At 59.4% G+C, this 19,414-nt stretch carries 21 protein-coding genes and 3 pseudogenes; 15 read left to right on the top strand and 9 right to left on the bottom strand.

Annotation, left to right across the window (positions count from 1 at the left end):
* Positions 1-17: 17 nt before the first annotated feature.
* Positions 18-545, top strand: coding sequence for an RNA polymerase sigma factor (locus GA0061101_RS17705; protein ID WP_092574357.1), 528 nt, complete (start codon positions 18-20; stop codon positions 543-545).
* Positions 545-1,315 (top strand): anti-sigma factor family protein, encoded by a 771-nt coding sequence (locus GA0061101_RS17700; RefSeq protein WP_342587919.1) that lies wholly within the window; start codon positions 545-547, stop codon positions 1,313-1,315. The genes GA0061101_RS17705 and GA0061101_RS17700 overlap by 1 nt, the downstream gene beginning before the upstream one ends.
* Positions 1,316-1,515: 200 nt before the next feature.
* Here the strand turns inward: GA0061101_RS17700 and GA0061101_RS17695 are convergent, their stop codons facing one another.
* Complete coding sequence (locus GA0061101_RS17695; protein WP_092574355.1) at positions 1,516-2,106, bottom strand: cytochrome b; 591 nt, start codon at positions 2,104-2,106, stop codon at positions 1,516-1,518.
* Positions 2,107-2,398: 292 nt separating this feature from the next.
* Here GA0061101_RS17695 and GA0061101_RS17690 point away from each other — a divergent pair.
* Positions 2,399-2,665: pseudogene (locus GA0061101_RS17690) on the top strand (IS481 family transposase); the annotation flags it as partial.
* A gap of 80 nt (positions 2,666-2,745) precedes the next feature.
* Here the strand turns inward: GA0061101_RS17690 and GA0061101_RS17685 are convergent.
* Both GA0061101_RS17685 and GA0061101_RS17680 read right to left on the bottom strand, forming a co-directional pair.
* Positions 2,746-3,660, bottom strand: coding sequence for a proline iminopeptidase-family hydrolase (locus GA0061101_RS17685; RefSeq protein ID WP_162693731.1), 915 nt, complete (start codon positions 3,658-3,660; stop codon positions 2,746-2,748).
* A gap of 54 nt (positions 3,661-3,714) precedes the next feature.
* Positions 3,715-4,497 (bottom strand): helix-turn-helix transcriptional regulator, encoded by a 783-nt coding sequence (locus GA0061101_RS17680; RefSeq protein ID WP_092574352.1) that lies wholly within the window; start codon positions 4,495-4,497, stop codon positions 3,715-3,717.
* Between the two features lie 127 nt (positions 4,498-4,624).
* Here GA0061101_RS17680 and GA0061101_RS17675 point away from each other — a divergent pair, with 127 nt between their 5' ends.
* Genes GA0061101_RS17675 through GA0061101_RS17655 form a run of 5 tightly spaced genes read left to right on the top strand, consistent with a single transcriptional unit; the run spans position 4,625 to position 10,593 of the window.
* Positions 4,625-5,515, top strand: coding sequence for a proline iminopeptidase-family hydrolase (locus GA0061101_RS17675; RefSeq protein WP_092574351.1), 891 nt, complete (start codon positions 4,625-4,627; stop codon positions 5,513-5,515).
* Between the two features lie 51 nt (positions 5,516-5,566).
* Positions 5,567-6,505 (top strand): ABC transporter permease, encoded by a 939-nt coding sequence (locus GA0061101_RS17670; RefSeq protein WP_092574350.1) that lies wholly within the window; start codon positions 5,567-5,569, stop codon positions 6,503-6,505.
* Positions 6,502-7,353, top strand: coding sequence for an ABC transporter permease (locus GA0061101_RS17665; RefSeq protein ID WP_047555552.1), 852 nt, complete (start codon positions 6,502-6,504; stop codon positions 7,351-7,353). The genes GA0061101_RS17670 and GA0061101_RS17665 overlap by 4 nt, the downstream gene beginning before the upstream one ends.
* The gene (locus GA0061101_RS17660) at positions 7,350-9,059 is read left to right on the top strand and encodes a dipeptide ABC transporter ATP-binding protein (RefSeq protein ID WP_092574348.1); all 1,710 of its coding nucleotides are present in this window, start codon (positions 7,350-7,352) and stop codon (positions 9,057-9,059) included. The genes GA0061101_RS17665 and GA0061101_RS17660 overlap by 4 nt, the downstream gene beginning before the upstream one ends.
* A gap of 19 nt (positions 9,060-9,078) precedes the next feature.
* Entirely contained in the window at positions 9,079-10,593 is a 1,515-nt protein-coding gene (locus GA0061101_RS17655) for an ABC transporter substrate-binding protein (protein WP_092574347.1), read from the top strand.
* Positions 10,594-10,946: 353 nt separating this feature from the next.
* On the opposite strand, the pseudogene GA0061101_RS40130 reads toward GA0061101_RS17655, so the two are convergent.
* The 5 genes and pseudogenes from GA0061101_RS40130 to GA0061101_RS17645 form a co-directional block, all read right to left on the bottom strand.
* Positions 10,947-11,057, bottom strand: a pseudogene (locus tag GA0061101_RS40130) (IS5/IS1182 family transposase); the annotation flags it as partial.
* Between the two features lie 25 nt (positions 11,058-11,082).
* Positions 11,083-11,226, bottom strand: a complete 144-nt coding sequence (locus GA0061101_RS39435; protein ID WP_167669569.1) for a hypothetical protein — start codon at positions 11,224-11,226, stop codon at positions 11,083-11,085.
* Between the two features lie 15 nt (positions 11,227-11,241).
* On the bottom strand, positions 11,242-11,499 hold the full coding sequence (locus GA0061101_RS17650) for a BON domain-containing protein (protein WP_245297493.1): 258 nt from the start codon (positions 11,497-11,499) through the stop codon (positions 11,242-11,244).
* A 34-nt stretch (positions 11,500-11,533) separates the two neighbouring features.
* Positions 11,534-11,881, bottom strand: coding sequence for a hypothetical protein (locus tag GA0061101_RS38695; protein ID WP_141694086.1), 348 nt, complete (start codon positions 11,879-11,881; stop codon positions 11,534-11,536).
* Between the two features lie 70 nt (positions 11,882-11,951).
* The gene (locus GA0061101_RS17645; RefSeq protein ID WP_037191358.1) at positions 11,952-12,674 is read right to left on the bottom strand and encodes an MgtC/SapB family protein; all 723 of its coding nucleotides are present in this window, start codon (positions 12,672-12,674) and stop codon (positions 11,952-11,954) included.
* Between the two features lie 130 nt (positions 12,675-12,804).
* On the opposite strand from GA0061101_RS17645, the gene GA0061101_RS17640 reads away from it, so the two are divergent.
* The 4 genes and pseudogenes from GA0061101_RS17640 to ligD all read left to right on the top strand — a co-directional run bounded on the left by GA0061101_RS17640 (position 12,805) and on the right by ligD (position 14,603).
* Positions 12,805-13,032 (top strand): hypothetical protein, encoded by a 228-nt coding sequence (locus GA0061101_RS17640; RefSeq protein WP_037191360.1) that lies wholly within the window; start codon positions 12,805-12,807, stop codon positions 13,030-13,032.
* 87 nt (positions 13,033-13,119) lie between these two features.
* Positions 13,120-14,007: a non-homologous end joining protein Ku gene (gene ku, locus GA0061101_RS17635; RefSeq protein ID WP_092574343.1), complete on the top strand. Its 888-nt coding sequence runs from the start codon at positions 13,120-13,122 to the stop codon at positions 14,005-14,007.
* A gap of 2 nt (positions 14,008-14,009) precedes the next feature.
* Positions 14,010-14,324 (top strand): annotated as a pseudogene (locus tag GA0061101_RS40125) (DNA polymerase ligase N-terminal domain-containing protein); the annotation flags it as partial.
* Entirely contained in the window at positions 14,325-14,603 is a 279-nt protein-coding gene (gene ligD / locus GA0061101_RS40900) for a non-homologous end-joining DNA ligase LigD (protein ID WP_342587920.1), read from the top strand.
* Positions 14,604-14,624: 21 nt separating this feature from the next.
* On the opposite strand, the gene ku (GA0061101_RS17625) is transcribed toward ligD, so the two are convergent.
* Positions 14,625-15,431, bottom strand: coding sequence for a non-homologous end joining protein Ku (ku, locus tag GA0061101_RS17625; RefSeq protein WP_092574339.1), 807 nt, complete (start codon positions 15,429-15,431; stop codon positions 14,625-14,627).
* Positions 15,432-15,996: 565 nt separating this feature from the next.
* On the opposite strand from ku (GA0061101_RS17625), the gene GA0061101_RS17620 reads away from it, so the two are divergent.
* The 3 genes from GA0061101_RS17620 to GA0061101_RS17610 all read left to right on the top strand — a co-directional run bounded on the left by GA0061101_RS17620 (position 15,997) and on the right by GA0061101_RS17610 (position 19,406).
* Positions 15,997-16,521, top strand: a complete 525-nt coding sequence (locus GA0061101_RS17620) for a hypothetical protein (RefSeq protein ID WP_092574338.1) — start codon at positions 15,997-15,999, stop codon at positions 16,519-16,521.
* A 174-nt stretch (positions 16,522-16,695) separates the two neighbouring features.
* Positions 16,696-16,860, top strand: a complete 165-nt coding sequence (locus tag GA0061101_RS17615; protein WP_037192009.1) for a DUF1328 domain-containing protein — start codon at positions 16,696-16,698, stop codon at positions 16,858-16,860.
* A gap of 452 nt (positions 16,861-17,312) precedes the next feature.
* Positions 17,313-19,406, top strand: coding sequence for a catalase (locus GA0061101_RS17610; protein ID WP_092574337.1), 2,094 nt, complete (start codon positions 17,313-17,315; stop codon positions 19,404-19,406).
* Positions 19,407-19,414 lie beyond the last annotated feature (8 nt).

Here is a 19,414-nt window from a genome sequence, read left to right as displayed (position 1 = left end):
AACGACAAAGGTGACCAGTGGACGACATGCTTTCTCTTGTGGAACCGCTCATCCCGACACTGCGGCGTTATGCACGCGGCCTGCTGCGTGACGTTGAAGCGGCCGATGATACGGTCCAGGATTGCCTGGAGAAAGTTGTCGCCAACTGGCACCGTCGCCGTAACGATGATCCCCGGACATGGATTTTCGCCATTCTTCATAACCTTGCCATCAATAGGCTGCGGCAGAAGACACGACGCGGATACGCCATACCGATCGAGGACATGCCTGAAGCAACAAATGCAACTGCGGCCACACAGGAAGAGACCATCTATGGCAAGGAGGTTCTCCTGGCCATAGAGCGACTGCCGCCCGATCATCGAAGCGTTATCCTGTTGATCTCCGTTGAGGACTTGTCTTACGCAGAGGCAGCAAAGGTTCTTGGGATTCCGGCGGGAACCGTGATGTCCAGGCTTTCGAGAGCAAGAGAACAATTGCGGGCCATACTTGAGTCGCCACGCGCAAATGTCATAGCAGGGCAACCCCAGCTCAGGATTGTAAAGTGATGAAACGACCAATTACAGAAGAGGATATCCAGGGTTACGTCGACTGCGCGCTCCAGCCGGAGCGACACGACGAAGTCGAGGCCTACCTGGCCGCAAACCCGGATGAAGCTTCGCGAGCCGCCGCCCTCAAGGCAGATGCCGCAACTCTGCGGGCCGCGCTGGATCCAGTCGCCCAGGAGCCCATTCCAATGCGTTTGAACCTGGCGCAGATCGCTGCGCGACGGCAGTCCGAAAAGCTGCCTGCCTGGAGAATGGCCGCCGCGGCCATGGTTCTCATCGTTGTCGGCGCAACCGGTGGCTGGGCGGTTCGCGGCTATTCGCTGCCGCCCTCGGAAGGCATGGCAGCGCTCGCTCAGGAAGCGTCTGCGAGTTATACGACATTTGCCGGCAGCGCTGTCCAGCCCGTCGAATTCAAGGCAGACGATCTTTCCGGCTTAGCGGACATCGCTTCGAGAACGCTGGGCACCAAGACGGTGCTGCCGGACCTGTCCCGGTCAGGCTATCGTCTCATGGGCGGACGCATCGTTTCCACCGTTCACGGGCCTGGGTTCATGTTGATGTATAACGACGACAAGGGGGACCGGCTGGTAATGTTGGCCAGGCACATGATCGTTGATCAGAACCGACCGATGGTCGAGCATGCCGATGGAAAGGTCAGCGGCTGGACTTGGGCTAATGGCGGGATGGGTTTTAGTCTCATGGGTGCGACTGATGCGAAATCCCTGCATCCGATCGCAGATGATATTCGGGCGCAGCTATCGACCATGTAGCCATTGTCGCAGCTGCCCCGCTTAAGTTCGGGTAGCCGTAACCGACGAGTCATTTGCGCAGTATCCCCACGGTCGCCCTGGGCGACGCGGCTTGGCTTACCACCGCCAACGACGAACCGGGCCCTGCAGGCAAGGGGTCGGCCAGTCGAAAACGTTTTGAAGCATGATGGACCGACTGGTCGGAAGATTACCGCGACGGATCACTTCCGTCTATCGGCTGGCCGGCGGGCTGCAGGCAACATTCGCGCCAGAACATCATCTCTGAGAACATAGTGATGAACGAGCGCCGCAAGCGCATGCAATGCGGCGAGGAGGATGATTGCCCAGGCCACGACCTGATGCACGTCGGTGATTGTGTGGCGCAGCGAGGGATCGACATTGATCAACCGCGGTAGTGGAAACAACCCGAAAAACGTGAAAATTCCCTCCCGCGCCCAAGTCGCGGCGAAGCCGAGCACAACCTGTGCAATGAGCAGTGCATAAAGTCCGAAATGCGCAAGCTTGGCGGCTATATCCATAAGTCCACTGGTCGGCGCAGGACGATCTTCCCGCGAGAAGAGACGCCAGAGACTGCGCAGAAGAATGGTCGGCAATAACAAGATGCCGAGAGAAATGTGCAGGGGTTGCATCTCGCTGCGGATCCAGGTGCCTTGCACAAGAAATCCGCGCAGTTCGATGCTCGCAAAAAGGCTGACGACCAGCAAAGCGGTCAGCCAATGGAAGAATATCGTAATGATGTCATAGCCATCCTGGAAACGGGACGGCGCTACGGCAACGGGATGATCAGTCATGTCAACTTCTCGAAGTGAAACAAACGGAACACTCCGGGCGGACATCCACCCGCCCGGAGATGACTTACCCCTCCCATTTTTAATGTGAAACCCATTGAGCACGGCAAGCTTGCGGCTACCTGAAAGGGCATCGCGTCCAATGACGACAAGATCGGAATTTCTGCAAAAATCCCTGTTAAGGTTTTGGCCGCGTGACGGGAAACAGGTGATTTCCGCCTGAGATCTTCCAGCCTAGCTGTTTGATCCCGGACTTTGATGGTGCAATCTTATCCATTGAATGGAGGGAAGCGCTATGGCCCAGATTCTTCACGGCAGCGCCACGACGACAGAGGCAATCCGTCGAGCGATACAAGATAGTCAAGAGAGCCTGAGATCGCTTGCCAAGCGCTATGGCATAAACCAGAAGACCGTAGCCAAATGGAAGAAGCGAACCTCAGTCGCCGATCTGCCGACCGGTCCAAGCGAACCGAAGTCCACGGTCCTGTCCGGTGACGAGGAGGCGATTATCATTGCTTTCCGTCGACATCCCCTTCTGCCGCTCGACGATTGTCTCTACAGCTGGCCAGTCGATCCGGAACGGCCCCCAAGCTCATCGTCATCGGGGCACCCGCCAATCATGAGGCGAGACGATACGCATTTTCAATCATGCTGCGACAGAAAGGTGGCGACGGTGGCGAGGCAAAGCTCCTTCTCCTCGACATGCGGCATATGGCTGGAATGTTCAAAGAGCACCCATCTGCAACCGGCGACGCGATCGACATAGGGTTTGACCACATCGGGCGTCGCCTCGTCGTATCTTCCGGAGATCAGCAGCGTCGGCGCCTCGATCAAGGACAGACGATCCTCGATCGTCCAGTCCTTCATCGTGCCGATGACGTGGAATTCGGTCGGGCCGTTCATGTTGCGATAGACCGTGTTGTCCTCGTCCATGATCGCGAAAGTGCGCGCCACTTCGGGCGGCCAGGGGACGACGCGGCAGACATGCCGGTCGTAGAAGACGCGGGAAGCGGCGATATATTCCGGATGGGTTATCGTGCCGGCCTCTTCATGTCTCAGAAGTGTGTCCTGCACATCCTGCGGCAGCTCGCGACGCAGCCGGTTGGCTTCAGAAACCCAGGTGTGCATGTTCGCCGGCGAGTTCGCGATGACGAGCGCCTTCAGTCCCTTCGGCTGGCGCACAGCATGTTCGGCACCCAGCATGCCGCCCCAGGACTGGCCGAGGAAAGCATAGCGATCCTGGATGCCGAGATGCTTCAGCAGCGCATCCAACTCTTCGAGAAACAGCGCCGGCGTCCAGAAATCGGGGCCTTTTTCCGGCAGGCGCGTCGAGTTGCCGTTGCCGAGCTGGTCGTAATGGATGACGGCGCGACCGTCGATCTCGGTGATACCCTTGAAGGAATCGACATAATCATGCGTGCAGCCGGGGCCGCCATGGGCGACGACGAGAGGCAGCTTGCCGCTATCGAGCGATCCGGTGATGCGATACCAGGTCTGGTATTCGCGAAAGGGCAGGAAGGCTTCTTTCGATGCGACGGCGGCCACGGGTTTCTCCATCTTTTTGACAAGGACGGAAAAAGCATAACGCGGCCTCAAGGCCGGCGGCAGCTATCAGAAGTTATAGGATGGCTCGTTTTCCAGCAGCCGGTAATGCGTGGCCCGCACCACCGCCTGCGTGCGGTTCTTGGCGCCGAGTTTCTTGGCGGCGGCATTGAGGTGCATGACGACGGTCGGCACCGAGCGGTTGATGACGCGGGAAATCTCCTTGGCCGAAAGCCCTTCCGCCGAATGACGCAGGCACTCCCGCTCCCGCTCCGTCAGCCGCATCTTGCCGACGCTGCGCGCACTGGAATCGAACAGCGCATAGGCCGTCTCGTGGAAGACATGTGCGAGCAGGCCGAAATCGGCGATGTAGCGCAGCGCGTTGCGCTCGAAATCCTTGTTCGCGCCGAATCGGATGCCGGTTACCGTCGCATAGTCGCCGCGCGGCATGTGCACCGGCACGGTGACGCCGGTGGACATGTCGCGCTCATTGAGGTAGCGGGCGACCGGTTCGGTATTTTCTCCGAGATAGCGGTTAATCGCCGTATCGGCCTCGACATTGTAGTTCCAGAAGAATGGCGCCGAGGTGCGCAGCGCCACCTGCTGCACCGGATCGATGCGGAAATAGCCTCGGTCGAGCCAGTATTCGAGCATGTCATCGGAAATATTGCGCAGCTTCAGAAATGACGGAACCATGATCTCGCCGTCGAGATCGAAGGGCACCGGCGTATAGTCGTAGACCAGAGCTTCGAAACCGAGCTGTTGCATCGCCTCGAAAGCCTGGTCGATCCGTCCGTCCAGCGTATCATGCGCGGTAAACTTGCGTCTGATCGTTCCGATTTCGTCAAGCATGGAGAACTCCGGCTACATCCAAACTCCGACCCTATCACTTCTTATAGCTGGTGTGGATCGCGGTTTACGGTAAAAATTTAATCATGCCCAAATGTTGAGCAAGAAGAATCTTTGCCGGAGTAAGCTGATGTGGCGCGAAATGCACCCGGATGAACGCATGGAGGTCGAAGTCGACGGGCACAAGGTGATCGCCTATAGCTTCGGCTCCGGCGCGGAGACCGTCTTCTGCCTGAACGGTGGTCCCGGTCTTCCCTGCGACTATCTGCGCGAGGCGCATTCCTGCCTCGTCGATAAGGGTTACCGCGTCGTCGCCTTCGACCAGCTCGGAACCGGCGCCTCCGACCGCCCGACGGACCCGGCGCTCTGGACCATCGGCCGCTATGTCGAGGAAAGCGAAACCGTTCGCAAGGCGCTCGGCCTCGGCAAGGTTCATATGCTCGGCCACTCCTGGGGCGGCTGGCTCGCAATCGACTATGCGCTCACCTATCCGGAGAACCTTCGGACGCTGATCCTCGAGGACACCGTCGCCGACATGCCGCACCTTATCTCGGAACTGGAGCGGCTGCGGGCGGCGCTTGGCCCGGAAACGGTGGCGATGATGCAGAAGCACGAGGCGCAAGGCACCTACGATCATCCGGAATACATGGCCGCCGTGACGATCCTCAATTACCGCCATGTTTGCCGCCTGCAGGAATGGCCGGCACCCGTGCGCCGTTCACTCGATGACTGGAATATGGGACCTTACACGACAATGCAGGGGCCCAACGAATTCCTCTATATCGGCAACCTCAAGGACTGGAACCGCATCCCGGATCTGCCGCGCATGACCGTGCCGACACTGATCACGGTCGGCGAGCACGATGAACTGACGCCCGCCTGCGCGCTGCGCATGAAGCTCGCCATTCCGAACGCGGAGTTGAAGGTGTTTACGAGCGCAAGCCACATGCCCTTCTATGAAAACCCCGGCGACTATTATCCAGCGCTTCTCGATTTTCTGGCGAGGCACAGGCAGGCATGATGCAACAGGAAGCGTTCAACGACGGAAGAAGGCAAGGGAGCGAGTGTCACCATGCATCGCTATAGGTTCGTTCTCAGCCGCCCGCTGCAATTCTTGCCCGTCATTTTCGGTATCAGCGTTATCACCTTCGTCCTAGTGCGTCTCATTCCTGGCGATCCCGCCCGCAACATCCTCGGCACGCGCGCGACGCCGACGGCGCTGGCCAATATCCGCGCCCAATACGGCCTCGATCAGCCGATCTGGCTGCAATACTTCTATTTCCTGAAAAACCTCGCCAATGGCGAGATGGGCAAGTCCATCCTCTACAAGATCGACGTGCTGAAGCTGATTTCCACGCGTATCGAGCCGACGGTGGCACTCGTCGTTGCCAGCGTCATCCTGTCGATCCTCATCGCCGTGCCGATGGCGGCGATTGCCGCCCGCAACAATGGCCGTGCGGCGGACCATGTCGTCCGCATCGTCTCCACCTTCGGCATCGGCTTTCCGCCCTTCTGGCTCGGCCTGATGCTGATTATCCTCTTCAGCGTCGATCTCGGCGTGCTTCCGGTCTCCGGCTACGGCGAGACGCTCGGCGACAAGCTTTTGCATCTTATCCTGCCGAGCCTCACCATCGCATTGTCGCTATCGACGGTGCTGACCCGCAGCCTGCGCGCGGCGATGATCGAATCCCTGAAATCTGACGTGGCGACGGCGGCGCGCGCGCGCGGCATGCCGGAGAGCATCGTTTTCTGGCGGCATGTGGTGCCGAACTCGCTGGTGCCGACCATCAATCTGCTGGCGGTCAATATCGGCTGGCTGATCGGCGGCACCGTCGTCGTCGAAAGCGTCTTTGCGCTCCCCGGCATCGGCCAGCTTCTGGTGCGCGCCATCTTCTCGCGCGATTACATGGTGGTCCAGGGTATCGCCATGGTCTTTGCCTGCGCCACCGTGCTCGTCAATTTCCTCGCCGACATCGTCACCGTCGCCGCCGATCCGAGGGTGACCATATGAGCCTTCAGGCAACTATTCCTGCTTCCGTCGCCTGGCGCCATCTGCTCGGCAAGCGGCTAACCCTCGTCATTGGTGGCGGCATTCTCCTGTTCTTTCTGCTGGTGGCGCTCGGCGCTCCACTGATCGCACCCTACGACCCGATCCTGCAGAATGCCGATGTCCGCCTGCAGGCGCCGTCTTTGCTTCACCCCTTCGGCACCGACAATTTCGGCCGCGATATACTCTCGCGCGTCCTCTGGGGCACGCGCATCGACCTGCAGATCGCCGTGATCGGCGTGGTCTTTCCCTTCCTCATCGGCACGACCATCGGCACCATCGCCGGCTTCTTCGGCGGCGTGATCGATGCAGTCTTCATGCGGGTCGTCGACATCATCCTCGCCTTCCCCTTCCTCGTGCTGATGCTGTCGATCATCGCCATTCTCGGGCCGGGGTTGAGCAGCTTCTATATCGCCATGGCGCTGGTCGGCTGGGTCTCCTATGCCCGCCTCATCCGCGCGCAGATGCTGGTGTTGAAGAACAGCGACTATGCTGTTGCCGCCGTCAGCCTCGGCTTCAGCCGCTTCCGCATCATGTTCCGCCATCTGCTGCCGAATGCCATCGCCGGCTCGATCGTCTTTTCGATGTCGGATGCTGTGCTCGTGCTGCTAAGCGGCGCCGCCGTCAGCTATCTCGGTCTCGGCGTACAGCCGCCGCTGGCCGAATGGGGCGTCATGGTCGCCGAAGGCCAGAGCTTCATCACCACGGCCTGGTGGATCACGCTGTTTCCCGGCCTCTCCATCGTCTGTCTCGCCTTTGGTTTCAGCATGCTGGGCGATGCGCTCGGCGAATTGCTGGGGGTGCACGAATGAGCGCCTCTGTCCTTTCCGTCCGTGATCTCACCGTCAAGGCGCATCTCGACAGCGGCGAGCGCACGCTGCTCGATGCGGTGTCGCTGGATCTCGCCAAGGGAGAAATCCTCGGCCTCGTCGGCGAAAGCGGCTCCGGCAAGAGCCTGCTCTGCCGCTCGCTGATTCGCCTCCTTCCCTCCTCACTTCTGAAGATCGAAGGCGGCAGTGTTCTGCTCGAGGGCCGCGACCTGACGACAATCAGCGACGGCGACATGCTGAAGGTGCGCGGCGGCGAGATCGGCATGATCTTCCAGAACCCGACCAGCCATCTCGATCCGGTCATGCGGATCGGCAACCAGATCGCCGAGGGTATTCGCTATCATCAGGGCCTCAATGCGCAGGAGGCACGCACTGCTGCCATCGAAATCCTCGGTCAGGTCGGCTTTCCCGATCCCATCAGGCAATATGACAACTATCCGCACGAATTCTCCGGCGGTATGCGCCAGCGCGCGATGATCGGCGTCGCCCTGTCCTGCAATCCAAAAATCCTGATCGCCGACGAACCAACGACCGCGCTCGACGTCACCATCCAGGCGCAGATCCTCAAGCTCCTGATGGACATTCGCGACAAGCGCGGCCTTTCGATCATCCTCATCACCCACGACCTTGGCATCGTCGCCCAGACCTGCGACCGCATCGCCGTGATGCGCGGCGGCAAGCTGTTGGAACAAGGTCCGAAGCGGACGCTTCTGTCGCAACCGCGCCACCCCTACACGATCGACCTGATCAAGAGCCATCCGTCGATGCCGGACGAGACGGCATCCATCGCGGAAGCCATAAAGGCCGACACCCCGCTCAAGCCGCTTCTCGAAATCGACGACCTGCACGTCCGCTTCCACGTCGGCGGCGGCTTCCTCAAGGGCGGCGGCGCCAGAACGGTCAACGCCGTCTCGGGCGTCAGCCTGCGGATCATGCCCGGCGAGACCGTCGGGATTGTCGGCGAATCCGGCAGCGGCAAGAGCACGCTTGCCCGCGCCATCCTCGGCCTGACGCCACTCTCCTCCGGCCATATCACCTTCGGCAGCATCGACCTCGCCCAGCAGAGAACGGCGGGCCTCGCCAAGCTCCGGCGCGAGGCGGCTATGGTGTTTCAGGATCCCTATAACGCACTCAATCCACGGCTGACGATCGGCGACATGCTCACCGAAGTGCTCAAGGTGCAGGGCAAGGTCGCGTCCGCCAATATCCCCGCCCGTGTCGGTGAACTGCTGGATCTCGTCGGGCTGGAGCGCGAATTCGCCAAGCGCAGGCCGCGCAGCATGAGCGGCGGGCAGTGCCAGCGCGCCGGCATTGCCCGCGCGCTCGCGGTCGATCCTCAGCTCATCATTGCCGACGAATGCGTCGCCGCCCTCGACGTCACCATCCAGGCGCAGATCATCGAGCTTTTCCGCGAGCTAACGCGGAAGATGAACCTGACCCTGCTCTTCATCGCCCACGACCTCGCCATCGTTCGCAATCTCTGCGAACGCACCGTCGTGATGTATCGCGGCGAGATCGTCGAGGAAGGCCCGTCCGAGGAGGTCTTCGCGCGACCGAAACATCCCTATACGGCCTCTCTCATCGCAGCCATTCCGGACATCGATCCGAACAAGCAACTCTTTGCCGACACCGATCTTCGCGGCGAAAACAACGTCGCTGAAATCCTGCCTTTCAAACGCGTGCCATAACAACCAAGGGAACGATCTTATGACCAGCAGATGGAAATCAATCGGGCTCGCGACTATCGTCGCCGGCCTCACCCTCACCGCAACCTATGCCGAAGCAGCCGGCGTGCTGACCATTGGCCGCCGCGAGGATTCGACCACGTTCGATCCGATCAAGACAGCGCAGAACATCGACAACTGGGTGTTCTCGAACGTCTACGACGTGCTGATCCGCGTCGACAAGACCGGCACCAAGCTGGAGCCCGGCCTTGCCGAAAGCTGGACCACATCCGATGACGGCCTCACCTACGTCTTCAAGATCCGCGATGCGAAATTCTCCGACGGCTCGCCGCTGACGGCCGAGGATGCGGCCTTCAGTCTCCTGCGCATCCGTGACGATGCGGCCTCGCTCTGGAGCGACTCTTACAAGGTGATCGACACGGCCGTCGCGACCGACGCCCATACGCTGACCATCAAGCTCAAGCATCCCTCCGCGCCGTTCCTGTCGACGCTGGCGCTGCCGAATGCCTCCGTCATCTCCAAGAAGGGCATGGAGACGCTCGGCGCCGACGCCTATGCCGAAAAGCCGATCGGATCCGGCGCTTTCTCCGTCTCGGAATGGCGGCGCGGCGACCGCATTATCCTCAAGAAGAACCCTTACTTCTGGCAGGCCGACCGGGTGAAGCTCGATGGCGTCGAATGGATCTCCGTGCCGGATGACAACACCCGCATGCTGAACGTCCAGGCCGGTCAGCTCGATACGGCGATCTTCGTTCCCTTTTCCCGCGTGGCGGAGCTGAAGAAGGATCCGAACCTCAATGTCGACATCGATGCCTCGACGCGCGAGGATCATCTCCTGATCAACCACGCGCATGGTGAGCTCGGCAAGAAGGAAGTCCGCCAGGCCCTCGACCTCGCCATCGACAAGAAAGCGATCGTCGATGCCGTCACCTTCGGCCAGGGCACGGTCGCCAATTCCTACATTCCGAAGGGCGCGCTTTATCATTACGCCGATAATCTGCAGCGCCCTTACGATCCGGAAAAGGCCAAGAAGATGCTGGCCGAAGCCGGCGTTTCCAACCTGACGCTGACCTATCTTCTGCGTGCAGGCGACGAGGTCGACGAGCAGACGGCCGTGCTGGTGCAGCAGCAATTGCAGAAGGTCGGTATCACCGCCACCCTGCAGAAGGTCGATCCGAGCCAGGAATGGGACATGACGGTTGCCGGCGATTACGACATCTCGGTCAACTACTGGACGAACGACATCCTCGACCCGGACCAGAAGACCACCTTCGTCCTCGGCCACGATTCCAACAACAACTACTCGACCAACTATAAGAACGAGAAGGTGAAGGAACTGGTGGCTGCGGCTCGTCTGGAGCTCGATCCGAAGAAGCGCGAGCAGATGTATATCGACCTGCAGAAGATGGCGAAGGACGACGTCAACTGGATCGACCTTTACTACAGTCCCTACATCAACGTTTCTCGCAAGAATATCGAGAACTTCTACCAGAATCCGCTCGGCCGCTTCTTCCTGGAAGACACGGTCAAGAACTGATCCTATAGCTGCGATGATCTCCGCCACCCCTCGGGTGGCGGCGTCTTATCAACTGGGTGAGAGTGAGAAACTCCACATGAGCGAGACTGCTTTTCTTGGCGTGTGGGAACTCGGGCGACTTTAGCGCGATGGCACGCTGTCACCGGTCGAGGCGACGAGACAGGCAATCGAACGCATGGAACGCCTCGCGCCGAAACTGAATGCCGTCTCCTATTTCGTCGCTACCGCTATGCAGGATGCCGAACGTCACGCGGTAGATTCTTCGCTCAGGTCACGACCTCGGGGCGTCGCACGGCATTCCGGTCGCCATCAGCGATCTCATCGAGGTCAAAGACACACCGACGGGCTTCGGTGTCCGGATCCGTCTGGATATGGGCAATGATCTCGCCGCTATCGGCATCCAGCACCAGATGCAGCTTTCGCCAGCCACGGCGGAATCTGGCACGATGCGTCTCCTCCAGCCCGGAAAGCCGGTAAGTCGGCGCGTACCTATGGCTTCGGCGCTGGCTGCTCGATGGTCTTCAGGCCGATGGTCGAATCCTGTTTAGTACCGGTCACGAACGGCTTGATGACGACAATGCTGAGGATCGACGCTACCATCAGTCCCAGAATGACAAGCAACAACGTACGCATGTTGGCCTCCGCATCCTATTGCGCCTTACGGATACAGAGATTGCTATCGAGGCCAGTGATACTGTTCACCTGTCGGGAATGAGTTTCGGCCCGACCTTTGGACTCTGTGTTTTCGACCGATCCCTCGATGAGGACATGGCCTCGGCTGACGGAAACGAAGATACCGCCGGCATCCAGCAACGGGTCCTCGTTCAATCTCTTATGGATTTCCTGACGTATCTCGGCATCCGGTCGCCGCTGCGAAATGCCGTGTTCCTCGTGCGGGTCTTGCATGACGCCCTCCTCGCTTGCAGCCTTCATCATCGGCTTATCGGCTTGCGATAACGCTGTGCAGCAGGAATCCGACGAGGCCGCCGATCGCAAAGAACGCTGCACCTCGCGTCGCATAGCGTTTACGCGGCTGCGAGGCTAACACGGCCTCCGCAATCCGGCCCCGGGCCTTGTCCAGCGCTTGGCTACGCTGCCTGTCGCCAACCAACGTATCCGCCGAGCGGGCATCGTCGGTGCCAGGTTCCGGGTAGCCCGGAATTGGCTCCGGTGCGATCGACTCGATGTCTCCGGAGCCGCCGGCAGCCTGATCAAGCGCCTGTTGGGTGCGAACATCGCTGGAAGGCGAGGATGTGTCTTTAGTCCCGGCGTTCTTGAATCTGACCATAGTATTCTCCTTTCGCTCCGAGAGGCAAACCAACGCCGATGAAGAATGTTCCGCAACGGGCATCGGCCAATCACGCGGTCGTCGTCACCATCTCGAAGGAGAGGACCTTGTAGCGCTCCTCAACGGCGGTAAGCAGCTCCAGCGCGGCGCCGCCGACGCCAGAGTGTTTCCAGCGCACCTGATAGGTTACATGGACGGTGGCATCGGCCTTACCTTCCCTTTTAGCGATGAAGAGGAAAGTGTAGCCGAGCGGCTCGAATATTGCCTGGATCTTTGCGATCTCGGCGACGTCTGCGAGTTCGATCTCCATGCGCGCCTTGTGCTGATGCGGTATCAATTCATCGAACCATTTGAACGGCGACAGCACGATAAAGGCCGCGATGGCGCCAATTGATCCGACCACCAATTGTCCGCCCCCGATGCAAAGGCCGATCGCCGTCATGATCCACAGCGTAGCCGCGGTCGTGACGCCCGTGACGAGATCGCCGCGTTTGAGAATGGCGCCGCCGCCAATGAAGCCGACGCCCGTCAGCACGCCAAGCGGAAAGCGCAGGACGTCCATGGAGACGAACGATTGCGATGTCTTGCCGATCGTGGAAAGCAGCAGGTTGGCCTGGATCATGGCCAGGCACGCCGCCAACCCGACGAGGATCGTCGTCCGGAACCCGGCGGCATGTCCGCCGACCTCGCGGTTGACGCCAATCAGCGCGCCGGTGGCAATGACCAGCAGCAGACGCCCGATGATATCAACCCATGAAGGGTTTAGGGGCATGAACTCGATCATCGTTGGCATAGCGGCCTCCGCCCACTCGTTTCACGGCAGATCTTAAATTCTGGAACAAAGCCGGAGAGATTTCGTTCCGCCCACTGGAAGAGGGAGGCACTCCAATGGCCCGCCTCCCCGTATTTTCGGGAGAAAAGACATGACCATAACGGCAAAAGACGTCGTCTCGGTTCTTGGCCCGGTCGATGAAACCCTGATGGCTGATATCGCGGCGATAAGCGCAACGCCCAAAGAGCTCGCGGAGGCCTGGGCCTGGGTCAACAGCGACGAGGCTCTGATCAGCGAGGGCAGGACCTTGCCGAGTGGCAAGGTGGCCGAACTGGTGGAACTACTCTGCGCTGGCGAAGACGATGAATTCGAGAGGTGATCTCGCAATCCGGGGACGACATCCGACAGCACGGAACAATGCCGATCCAATGCCGTTGAACCCTAACGTGGAAATGGAGCATGAAGCATGGCCCCGCGCGCGCAATGGAAGGGATTTCTCAAATTCGGCGAGGTAAGTTGCCCGGTGGCACTCTACACTGCGACCTCCACGTCCGATCGGATTTCCTTCCACACACTCAATCGCACAACGGGCAATCGCGTAAAGCGCGAATTCATCGATAGCGAAACCGGCAAGCCCGTGCCGCGCGAGGACCAGATCAAGGGCTATGAGATCAACAAGGATGACTATATCACGCTGGAGCCCGAAGAGATCACCGCCGCAGTGCCGGAGAGCGACAAGGTCCTGCGCGTTAAGGCCTTTCTCGCCTGCTCTGATATTGACGACGTCTATTTCGACCGCTCCTACTATCTTGCCCCCGCCACCCGCGCCAGCGAGGAAGCTTTTGCGCTGATCCGCGAAGGCATGCGCAAGAGACAGGTCGTGGCCATTGCGCAGGCGGTCGTCCTGTTTCGTCGTATGCGCACCATGCTGATCCGCGCCCATGGCAAGGGACTGATCGCGACGACACTGAATTTCGATTATGAGGTCCGCGCCGCCGAAGAGGCCTTTGAGGACGTGCCCGAGATGAAGATCAAAGGCGAGATGCTCGACCTTGCCGAACACATAATCAATACCAAGCACGGCACGTTCGTGCCCGGCGAATTCGATGATCGCTACGAAGCAGCGCTCATCGAATTGGTGAAGGCGAAAGTCGAAGGTAAGGCCATTGCGAAACGCAAGCCCCCGAAGATCGCGAAGGTCACCGACCTTATGGAAGCACTGCGCCAGAGCGCCGGCATGGATGGCGATAAAGCAGGGCCGAAGCAGGCGGCGGACAAAACCGGCTCAGCGCGGCGCCGAACGACGAAATCGCGCACCTGTACATCCTCGCCACCACGGCGCAAGGCGGGCTGACCATGCCGCTCGAAACCTATAACAGCAAACGCGACTTCTCGAAAACAATCGAGCCGAAAGGCATGGCTGCGAGAAAACGCAAGGGTTCGGACAATAGCTTCGTCATTCAAAAACATGCCGCCCGCCGGCTGCATTATGATTTTCGCCTGGAGATGGACGACGTTCTTAAAAGTTGGGCGGTCGCCAAAGGCCCCAGCCTGGTTGCCGGCAACAAACGGCTAGCCGTCCACACGGAGGACCACCCGCTGGAATACGGAGGTTTCGAAGGCACAATCCCGAAAGGCGAATATGGCGGCGGAACCGTCCTCGTTTGGGATATCGTCGCCGCATTCAAAGACCTACCGGTCGGGACGGCCCTGCGCAATCAACGGGGCATGACGGCCGTTGCCCCCTACTCGACCCGAGCCCGCCCAGGAGCGACGGTTTCCATTCTACTATCATGGGAGGAACTAACGCCTCCCATAGGGCCGAACGATTTTACGGTGCTGAATGTGCCGACACGGCTGGCGGCTTTGCGCTCGGACCCGTGGGCGGACTTCAAGGCGGCGGCCGAACCGCTGTGCCGGTCACCGCGGAAGAGAAAGCCTGCGGCCTAAAACACTCGAACGACCGCGCCGCTATCGCTTTTTGGTTCTCGTTTCCTGCGAAATACTCTTCCTGAGCGCGTCCATGATATTGATGACGTTGCTGGGCGCAGCCTCTTCTTCCACCTTTACCTTGGCGGGACGCTTCCGGCCCTTTTTCTTGGAAGCGATGATATCGAGCAGCTTTTGCTGGATCGGATCGGTCACCATGCTCGGGTTCCACGGCTTCTTCTGCTTGTCTATCAGCTTCTCCATAAGCGTCATCAGCGTGGGTTCCGCCGATTGCCTCTCGATATCACCGAAGTAATCCTGCTCATCGCGCACTTCATCGCCAAACCGTAACGTCCACAGAACGATCCCCCGTCCGCGCGGCTCGAGCATGACGGCACGCTCGCGGCGGTACATGACCAGTCGCGAGATGCCGACCATGCCAGTGGCGACCATGGCGTCACGGATGACGCAATAAGCTTCTTCACCGACGGGATCATCCGGCGTCAGATAATGCGGCGTATCGAACCAGATCCACTCGATGCTGTCGCGCGGCACGAACATCTCAATGTCGATCGTGCGGGTGCTTTCCAGCGCCACCGCGTCGAGCTCCTCATCTTCAAGGATGACAAATTCGTTCTCGCCACGCTCGTATCCCTTGACCTCGTCATCCTCGTCCACGGCCTTGCCGGTCACGGAATCGACATAGCGGCTAACGATGCGGTTCCCGGTCTTCCTATTGAGGGTATGGAATCGCACCTTCTCGCTTTCGGTCGTCGCCGGTGCCATCGCGACTGGACAGGTCACGAGTGATAGTTTCAAATAGCCCTTCCAGAACGAGCGTGGCGCCATGGATTTTCCTCCGTCGCGAAAGTGGAACGGACTTCGGCATGCTTAGTTCCCTGACGGCTGCAACGAGGCGGAGGATGTTTGTCGCGCACGGGAGGCTCGCTGTGGCCACTCGGAACATTTAAGACCCCAGGGTGTTGAGGAATGCACTCCTGTCCTCGGCAATAGAAGGATACGGCGATGCCATATTCCGAGCCAAGAAAATACCGGTCATTGATGGTCTCCATTGTGACGGCAGCAATTCTCGCATTCATCATAGTTGCTGGTGTGATCATCTCACGAGATCGCTCTGGAGAGCGACCCGGAACAGCGTCTCCGCATGCACTCGACCAATCCCAATGAGATAAAGGTGGGCAGCTGTATGGTTCCCATCCGAACCCTTGGAATGCGCCCGCGGAGGAGTTGGCGGTTAAGTCAAAATCGAAACCACACCTTTCCACTCTGCCCTGAACATAACTCGACGCGCGCCAACCGTTGTGATGTCGGATCGACACTTGGCAGTGGCGTTGCCACGATGATGACCCAATAAAATGATGTTCCGTTCAGGTCTGATTATGAGGACCCGCGGATGGAATGGATTAACAGCTACATCGATCGACCGTTGCTAGACGGCGCAGCTAGCGGCTTGCGAGCCTGGCATATTCGTTTCGGACAACATCCCGAGCGGCTTGAGCCGACATGGCATCTCGCTGTGCTCTCGCTTCTCTTGATCGCCGCCGCACATTTTCTTCACGACTCTGGGCTTGTCCTCTGCGCTTCAGCTCTCGCCATGCTCGCGCTCCCTTCGGTTTGGAAATTGGTTTCCTCGTTCAGAGTAGCCAATATCTACAGCCGACGAGAATATGCACTCCACAGGACGCGCGCCTTCACAAAACGGGAGGCAGAATGGTCCGTGAGAATGACCGTCCTGTTCGTGTCCGCAAGCCTCCCGTTTTTCGCAGGAACAGCCGACCCGACGGGGATGTTTTTCTTACTGGGGGCAAGTCTTTGGTTTGTTCTGACAGTTCCTGCGAAATTCTATCTTCAGGCAGCCGAACCACCCGAACCCGATGAGGACGATAGATTATTTCAACGCGCCGTTGGGTTCGGCTGATGTACAAGCAGATGCCGTGGGACGCCTTCATTGCCGACCTCCATTGTTGCCTCGCTTGAGCAGATCAATGCCCGCAGCCAAGCGCGAAAGATCAAAGGCAATAAGATTATGGATGTTTTGGAACCAATTTTGATGAGTTCCGTTGTCTCCTCATACACCGAAAAGGAGATCACCATGCTTTATTATGCTCTGGTGTTTTTTGTTGTGGCGCTGATTGCGGGGGTTCTCGGATTCGGGGGAATCGCGGGCGCTTCTGCTTCGATCGCACAAGTACTGTTCTTCATCTTCTTGGTTCTGCTGGTCATCTCGCTGGTTATGCGAGTCGTGCGGCGGCCGTAGGAATGGACAACGCCTGTGACGCAGCCCGGCTGAAAAGCCGGGCGGGCTTTGCGATTTCGGAAAATGCCGAGGAACTGAATTTCTCATCGGCATTGCCCGGCTTCGATCAGCGTCTTCTAAAGGCAATCACCACATCGCCCACAAGGAAATGAGGCCGCTGAGGGTCGGGGTATAGCGCGTCGCGCGAAATCCATGATCGGAAAACCATTCCTGGTTTTACGCTTGTTTGCCCCCTGTGCTCGGCGGCCATTTCCCTGACGGCATCGTGCATCCGACATTGGAGGCGACAATCGTCGAAGCACCTGCCCACCTTTACCGTCGCCACCAACACGATCTTGGCATTGGGCTCATTGCCCCCTGAACGGCCCATGAGCGACGAACGCACGTCGCTCGGAACAACCGGGAATAGCGGGCGTTAGGTCCGCAGAATGACATCCGAAGGAGGACCCCCAATGGCAACGGACACGAATTTCGAGACCTCGCGCGGCGAAGGCGGCGAGACGCATCAGCAGGTGCCTGCCAAGGGGCCGCATGGGGGCGTCGATCATTTGACGACAGACCAGGGCATCCCTGTCTCCGACAACCAGAACAGCTTGAAACCGGGCGTGCGCGGGCCGACCCTTCTTGAAGATTTCGTGCTGCGCGAAAAGATCTTTCATTTCGATCACGAACGCATCGCCGAACGGATCGTGCATGCCCGCGGTTCGGGCGCGCATGGGTTTTTCGAACTCTATGAGCCGCTGCCTGACATCACCAAGGCCGATCTGTTCCAGCGCAAGGGCGAAAAGACCCCGGTCTTCGTCCGCTTCTCCACCGTTGCCGGCGGCGCAGGTTCCGTCGATACGCCGCGCGATGTGCGCGGCTTCGCGGTGAAATTCTACACCAAGCAAGGCAACTGGGATCTCGTCGGCAACAACATCCCCGTCTTCTTCATCCAGGATGCGATCAAGTTTCCGGATCTCGTCCATGCCGTCAAAATGGAGGCGGACAGGGCCTATCCGCAAGCCGGCAGTGCCCACGATACCTTCTGGGATTGGGCATCCCTGATGCCGGAAGCGACCCATATGCTGATGTGGGCGATGTCGGATCGCGCCATTCCTCGCTCGCTCCGCATGATGCAGGGCTTCGGCATCCACACTTTCCGCCTCGTCAACGAGGCCGGTAAATCAACCTTCGTGAAATTCCATTGGCGGCCGAAACTCGGCATGCAGTCGCTGGTGTGGGACGAAGCGTTGAAACTACAGGCAGCCGATAACGACTATCATCGCCGCGATCTGTTCGAGACGATCGCCGCCGGCCATTTTCCGGAATGGGAGCTCGGCCTGCAGCTCTTCGACGACAAATTCGCCGAAAGCCTTCCCTATGATGTCCTCGATTCCACCAAGCTGATTCCTGAGGAGATCCTGCCACTCAAGATCGTCGGACGGATGGTGCTTGATCGCAATCCGGACAATTTCTTTGCCGAGACCGAGCAGGTCGCCTTCTGTCCAGCCAATATCGTGCCGGGGGTCGATTTCACCAACGATCCGCTGCTGCAGGGGCGTCTGTTCAGCTATCTCGACACACAGAAATCACGGCTCGGCACCGCGAATTTCCATCAATTGCCGATCAACGCGCCGAAATGTCCGGTGATGAACTTCCAGCGCGACGGCCAGATGCAGATGAACGTACCCAAGGGCCGCGCCAATTACGAACCCAACAGCCTTGCCGCAAGCGGCGAGCCTGGCGGGCCGCGTGAATGTCCGGTCACCGGCTTTCGAACCTTCGCCCACCAGGCCGGGGAAGAAGAGCAAGGTGACAAGTTGCGGGCACGCGGCGAACTCTTTGCCGATCACTACAGTCAGGCACGCCTGTTCTGGAAATCGCAAACGCCGTCGGAACAGGCTCACATCGCCTCCGCCTTCGTGTTCGAGCTATCGAAGGTGCAGCTCGAGCAGGTGCCGCCACGCATGGTGGGCAACCTCATGAATGTCGACGCCGATCTGGCAAACCGCGTCGCCGCCGGTCTCGGCATCGTCCTGCCCAACAAGAATCCGCCCGCTCGCAAACCGATCGATCTCGATCCTTCGCCGTCCCTGTCCATACATCGCAACATGCTGGACACGATCGAAGGTCGGCAGATCGGCATCATGATCGCCGCGGGCAGCGACGCCAAGGCAATCTCTGATCTTATCGACTCTCTGACCGCCGCCGGCGCCACACCCTTCATCGTCGCGCCGAAGGTGGGGGGAACGAAACTTTCAGATGGCAATACGATCCAGGCCGACGGGCAACTCCTCGGTTCGCCGTCACAACTCTTCGACGCCGTGGCGGTCATCCTGTCGAAGGAGGGCGCGGCAATGCTCGTCAAGGAAGGGGCTGCCGTGCAATGGGTGATGGATGCCTTCGGCCATCTGAAGGCCATCGGTTATGATGAACCGGCCAAGCCTCTGCTCGACAAAGCCGGCATTCAACCTGACGCAGGTGTGGTCGGTCTCTCCGCTTTTGTCGGTGCAGCCGGCAAGCGTTATTGGAATCGCGAGCCCCACATCCGTATGCTTGCGTAAGCTGCGCG

The sequence above is a fragment of the Martinezella lusitana genome, from assembly GCF_900094565.1.
GTDB lineage: Bacteria > Pseudomonadota > Alphaproteobacteria > Rhizobiales > Rhizobiaceae > Rhizobium > Rhizobium lusitanum.
The sequence above is the reverse complement of the archived record's forward strand: the minus strand, read 5'-3'. Positions and strand labels throughout refer to the sequence as shown.

Coding starts and splice junctions, on each gene's coding strand:
- GA0061101_RS17700 (WP_342587919.1), top strand. CDS start 545: ATGAAACGACCAATTACAGAAGAGGATATCCAGGGTTACGTCGACTGC.
- GA0061101_RS17695 (WP_092574355.1), bottom strand. CDS start 2,106: ATGACTGATCATCCCGTTGCCGTAGCGCCGTCCCGTTTCCAGGATGGC.
- GA0061101_RS17685 (WP_162693731.1), bottom strand. CDS start 3,660: ATGGAGAAACCCGTGGCCGCCGTCGCATCGAAAGAAGCCTTCCTGCCC.
- GA0061101_RS17680 (WP_092574352.1), bottom strand. CDS start 4,497: ATGCTTGACGAAATCGGAACGATCAGACGCAAGTTTACCGCGCATGAT.
- GA0061101_RS17675 (WP_092574351.1), top strand. CDS start 4,625: ATGTGGCGCGAAATGCACCCGGATGAACGCATGGAGGTCGAAGTCGAC.
- GA0061101_RS17670 (WP_092574350.1), top strand. CDS start 5,567: ATGCATCGCTATAGGTTCGTTCTCAGCCGCCCGCTGCAATTCTTGCCC.
- GA0061101_RS17665 (WP_047555552.1), top strand. CDS start 6,502: ATGAGCCTTCAGGCAACTATTCCTGCTTCCGTCGCCTGGCGCCATCTG.
- GA0061101_RS17660 (WP_092574348.1), top strand. CDS start 7,350: ATGAGCGCCTCTGTCCTTTCCGTCCGTGATCTCACCGTCAAGGCGCAT.
- GA0061101_RS17655 (WP_092574347.1), top strand. CDS start 9,079: ATGACCAGCAGATGGAAATCAATCGGGCTCGCGACTATCGTCGCCGGC.
- GA0061101_RS39435 (WP_167669569.1), bottom strand. CDS start 11,226: ATGCGTACGTTGTTGCTTGTCATTCTGGGACTGATGGTAGCGTCGATC.
- GA0061101_RS17650 (WP_245297493.1), bottom strand. CDS start 11,499: ATGCAAGACCCGCACGAGGAACACGGCATTTCGCAGCGGCGACCGGAT.
- GA0061101_RS38695 (WP_141694086.1), bottom strand. CDS start 11,881: ATGGTCAGATTCAAGAACGCCGGGACTAAAGACACATCCTCGCCTTCC.
- GA0061101_RS17645 (WP_037191358.1), bottom strand. CDS start 12,674: ATGCCAACGATGATCGAGTTCATGCCCCTAAACCCTTCATGGGTTGAT.
- GA0061101_RS17640 (WP_037191360.1), top strand. CDS start 12,805: ATGACCATAACGGCAAAAGACGTCGTCTCGGTTCTTGGCCCGGTCGAT.
- ku (WP_092574343.1), top strand. CDS start 13,120: ATGGCCCCGCGCGCGCAATGGAAGGGATTTCTCAAATTCGGCGAGGTA.
- ku (WP_092574339.1), bottom strand. CDS start 15,431: ATGGCGCCACGCTCGTTCTGGAAGGGCTATTTGAAACTATCACTCGTG.
- GA0061101_RS17620 (WP_092574338.1), top strand. CDS start 15,997: ATGGAATGGATTAACAGCTACATCGATCGACCGTTGCTAGACGGCGCA.
- GA0061101_RS17615 (WP_037192009.1), top strand. CDS start 16,696: ATGCTTTATTATGCTCTGGTGTTTTTTGTTGTGGCGCTGATTGCGGGG.
- GA0061101_RS17610 (WP_092574337.1), top strand. CDS start 17,313: ATGGCAACGGACACGAATTTCGAGACCTCGCGCGGCGAAGGCGGCGAG.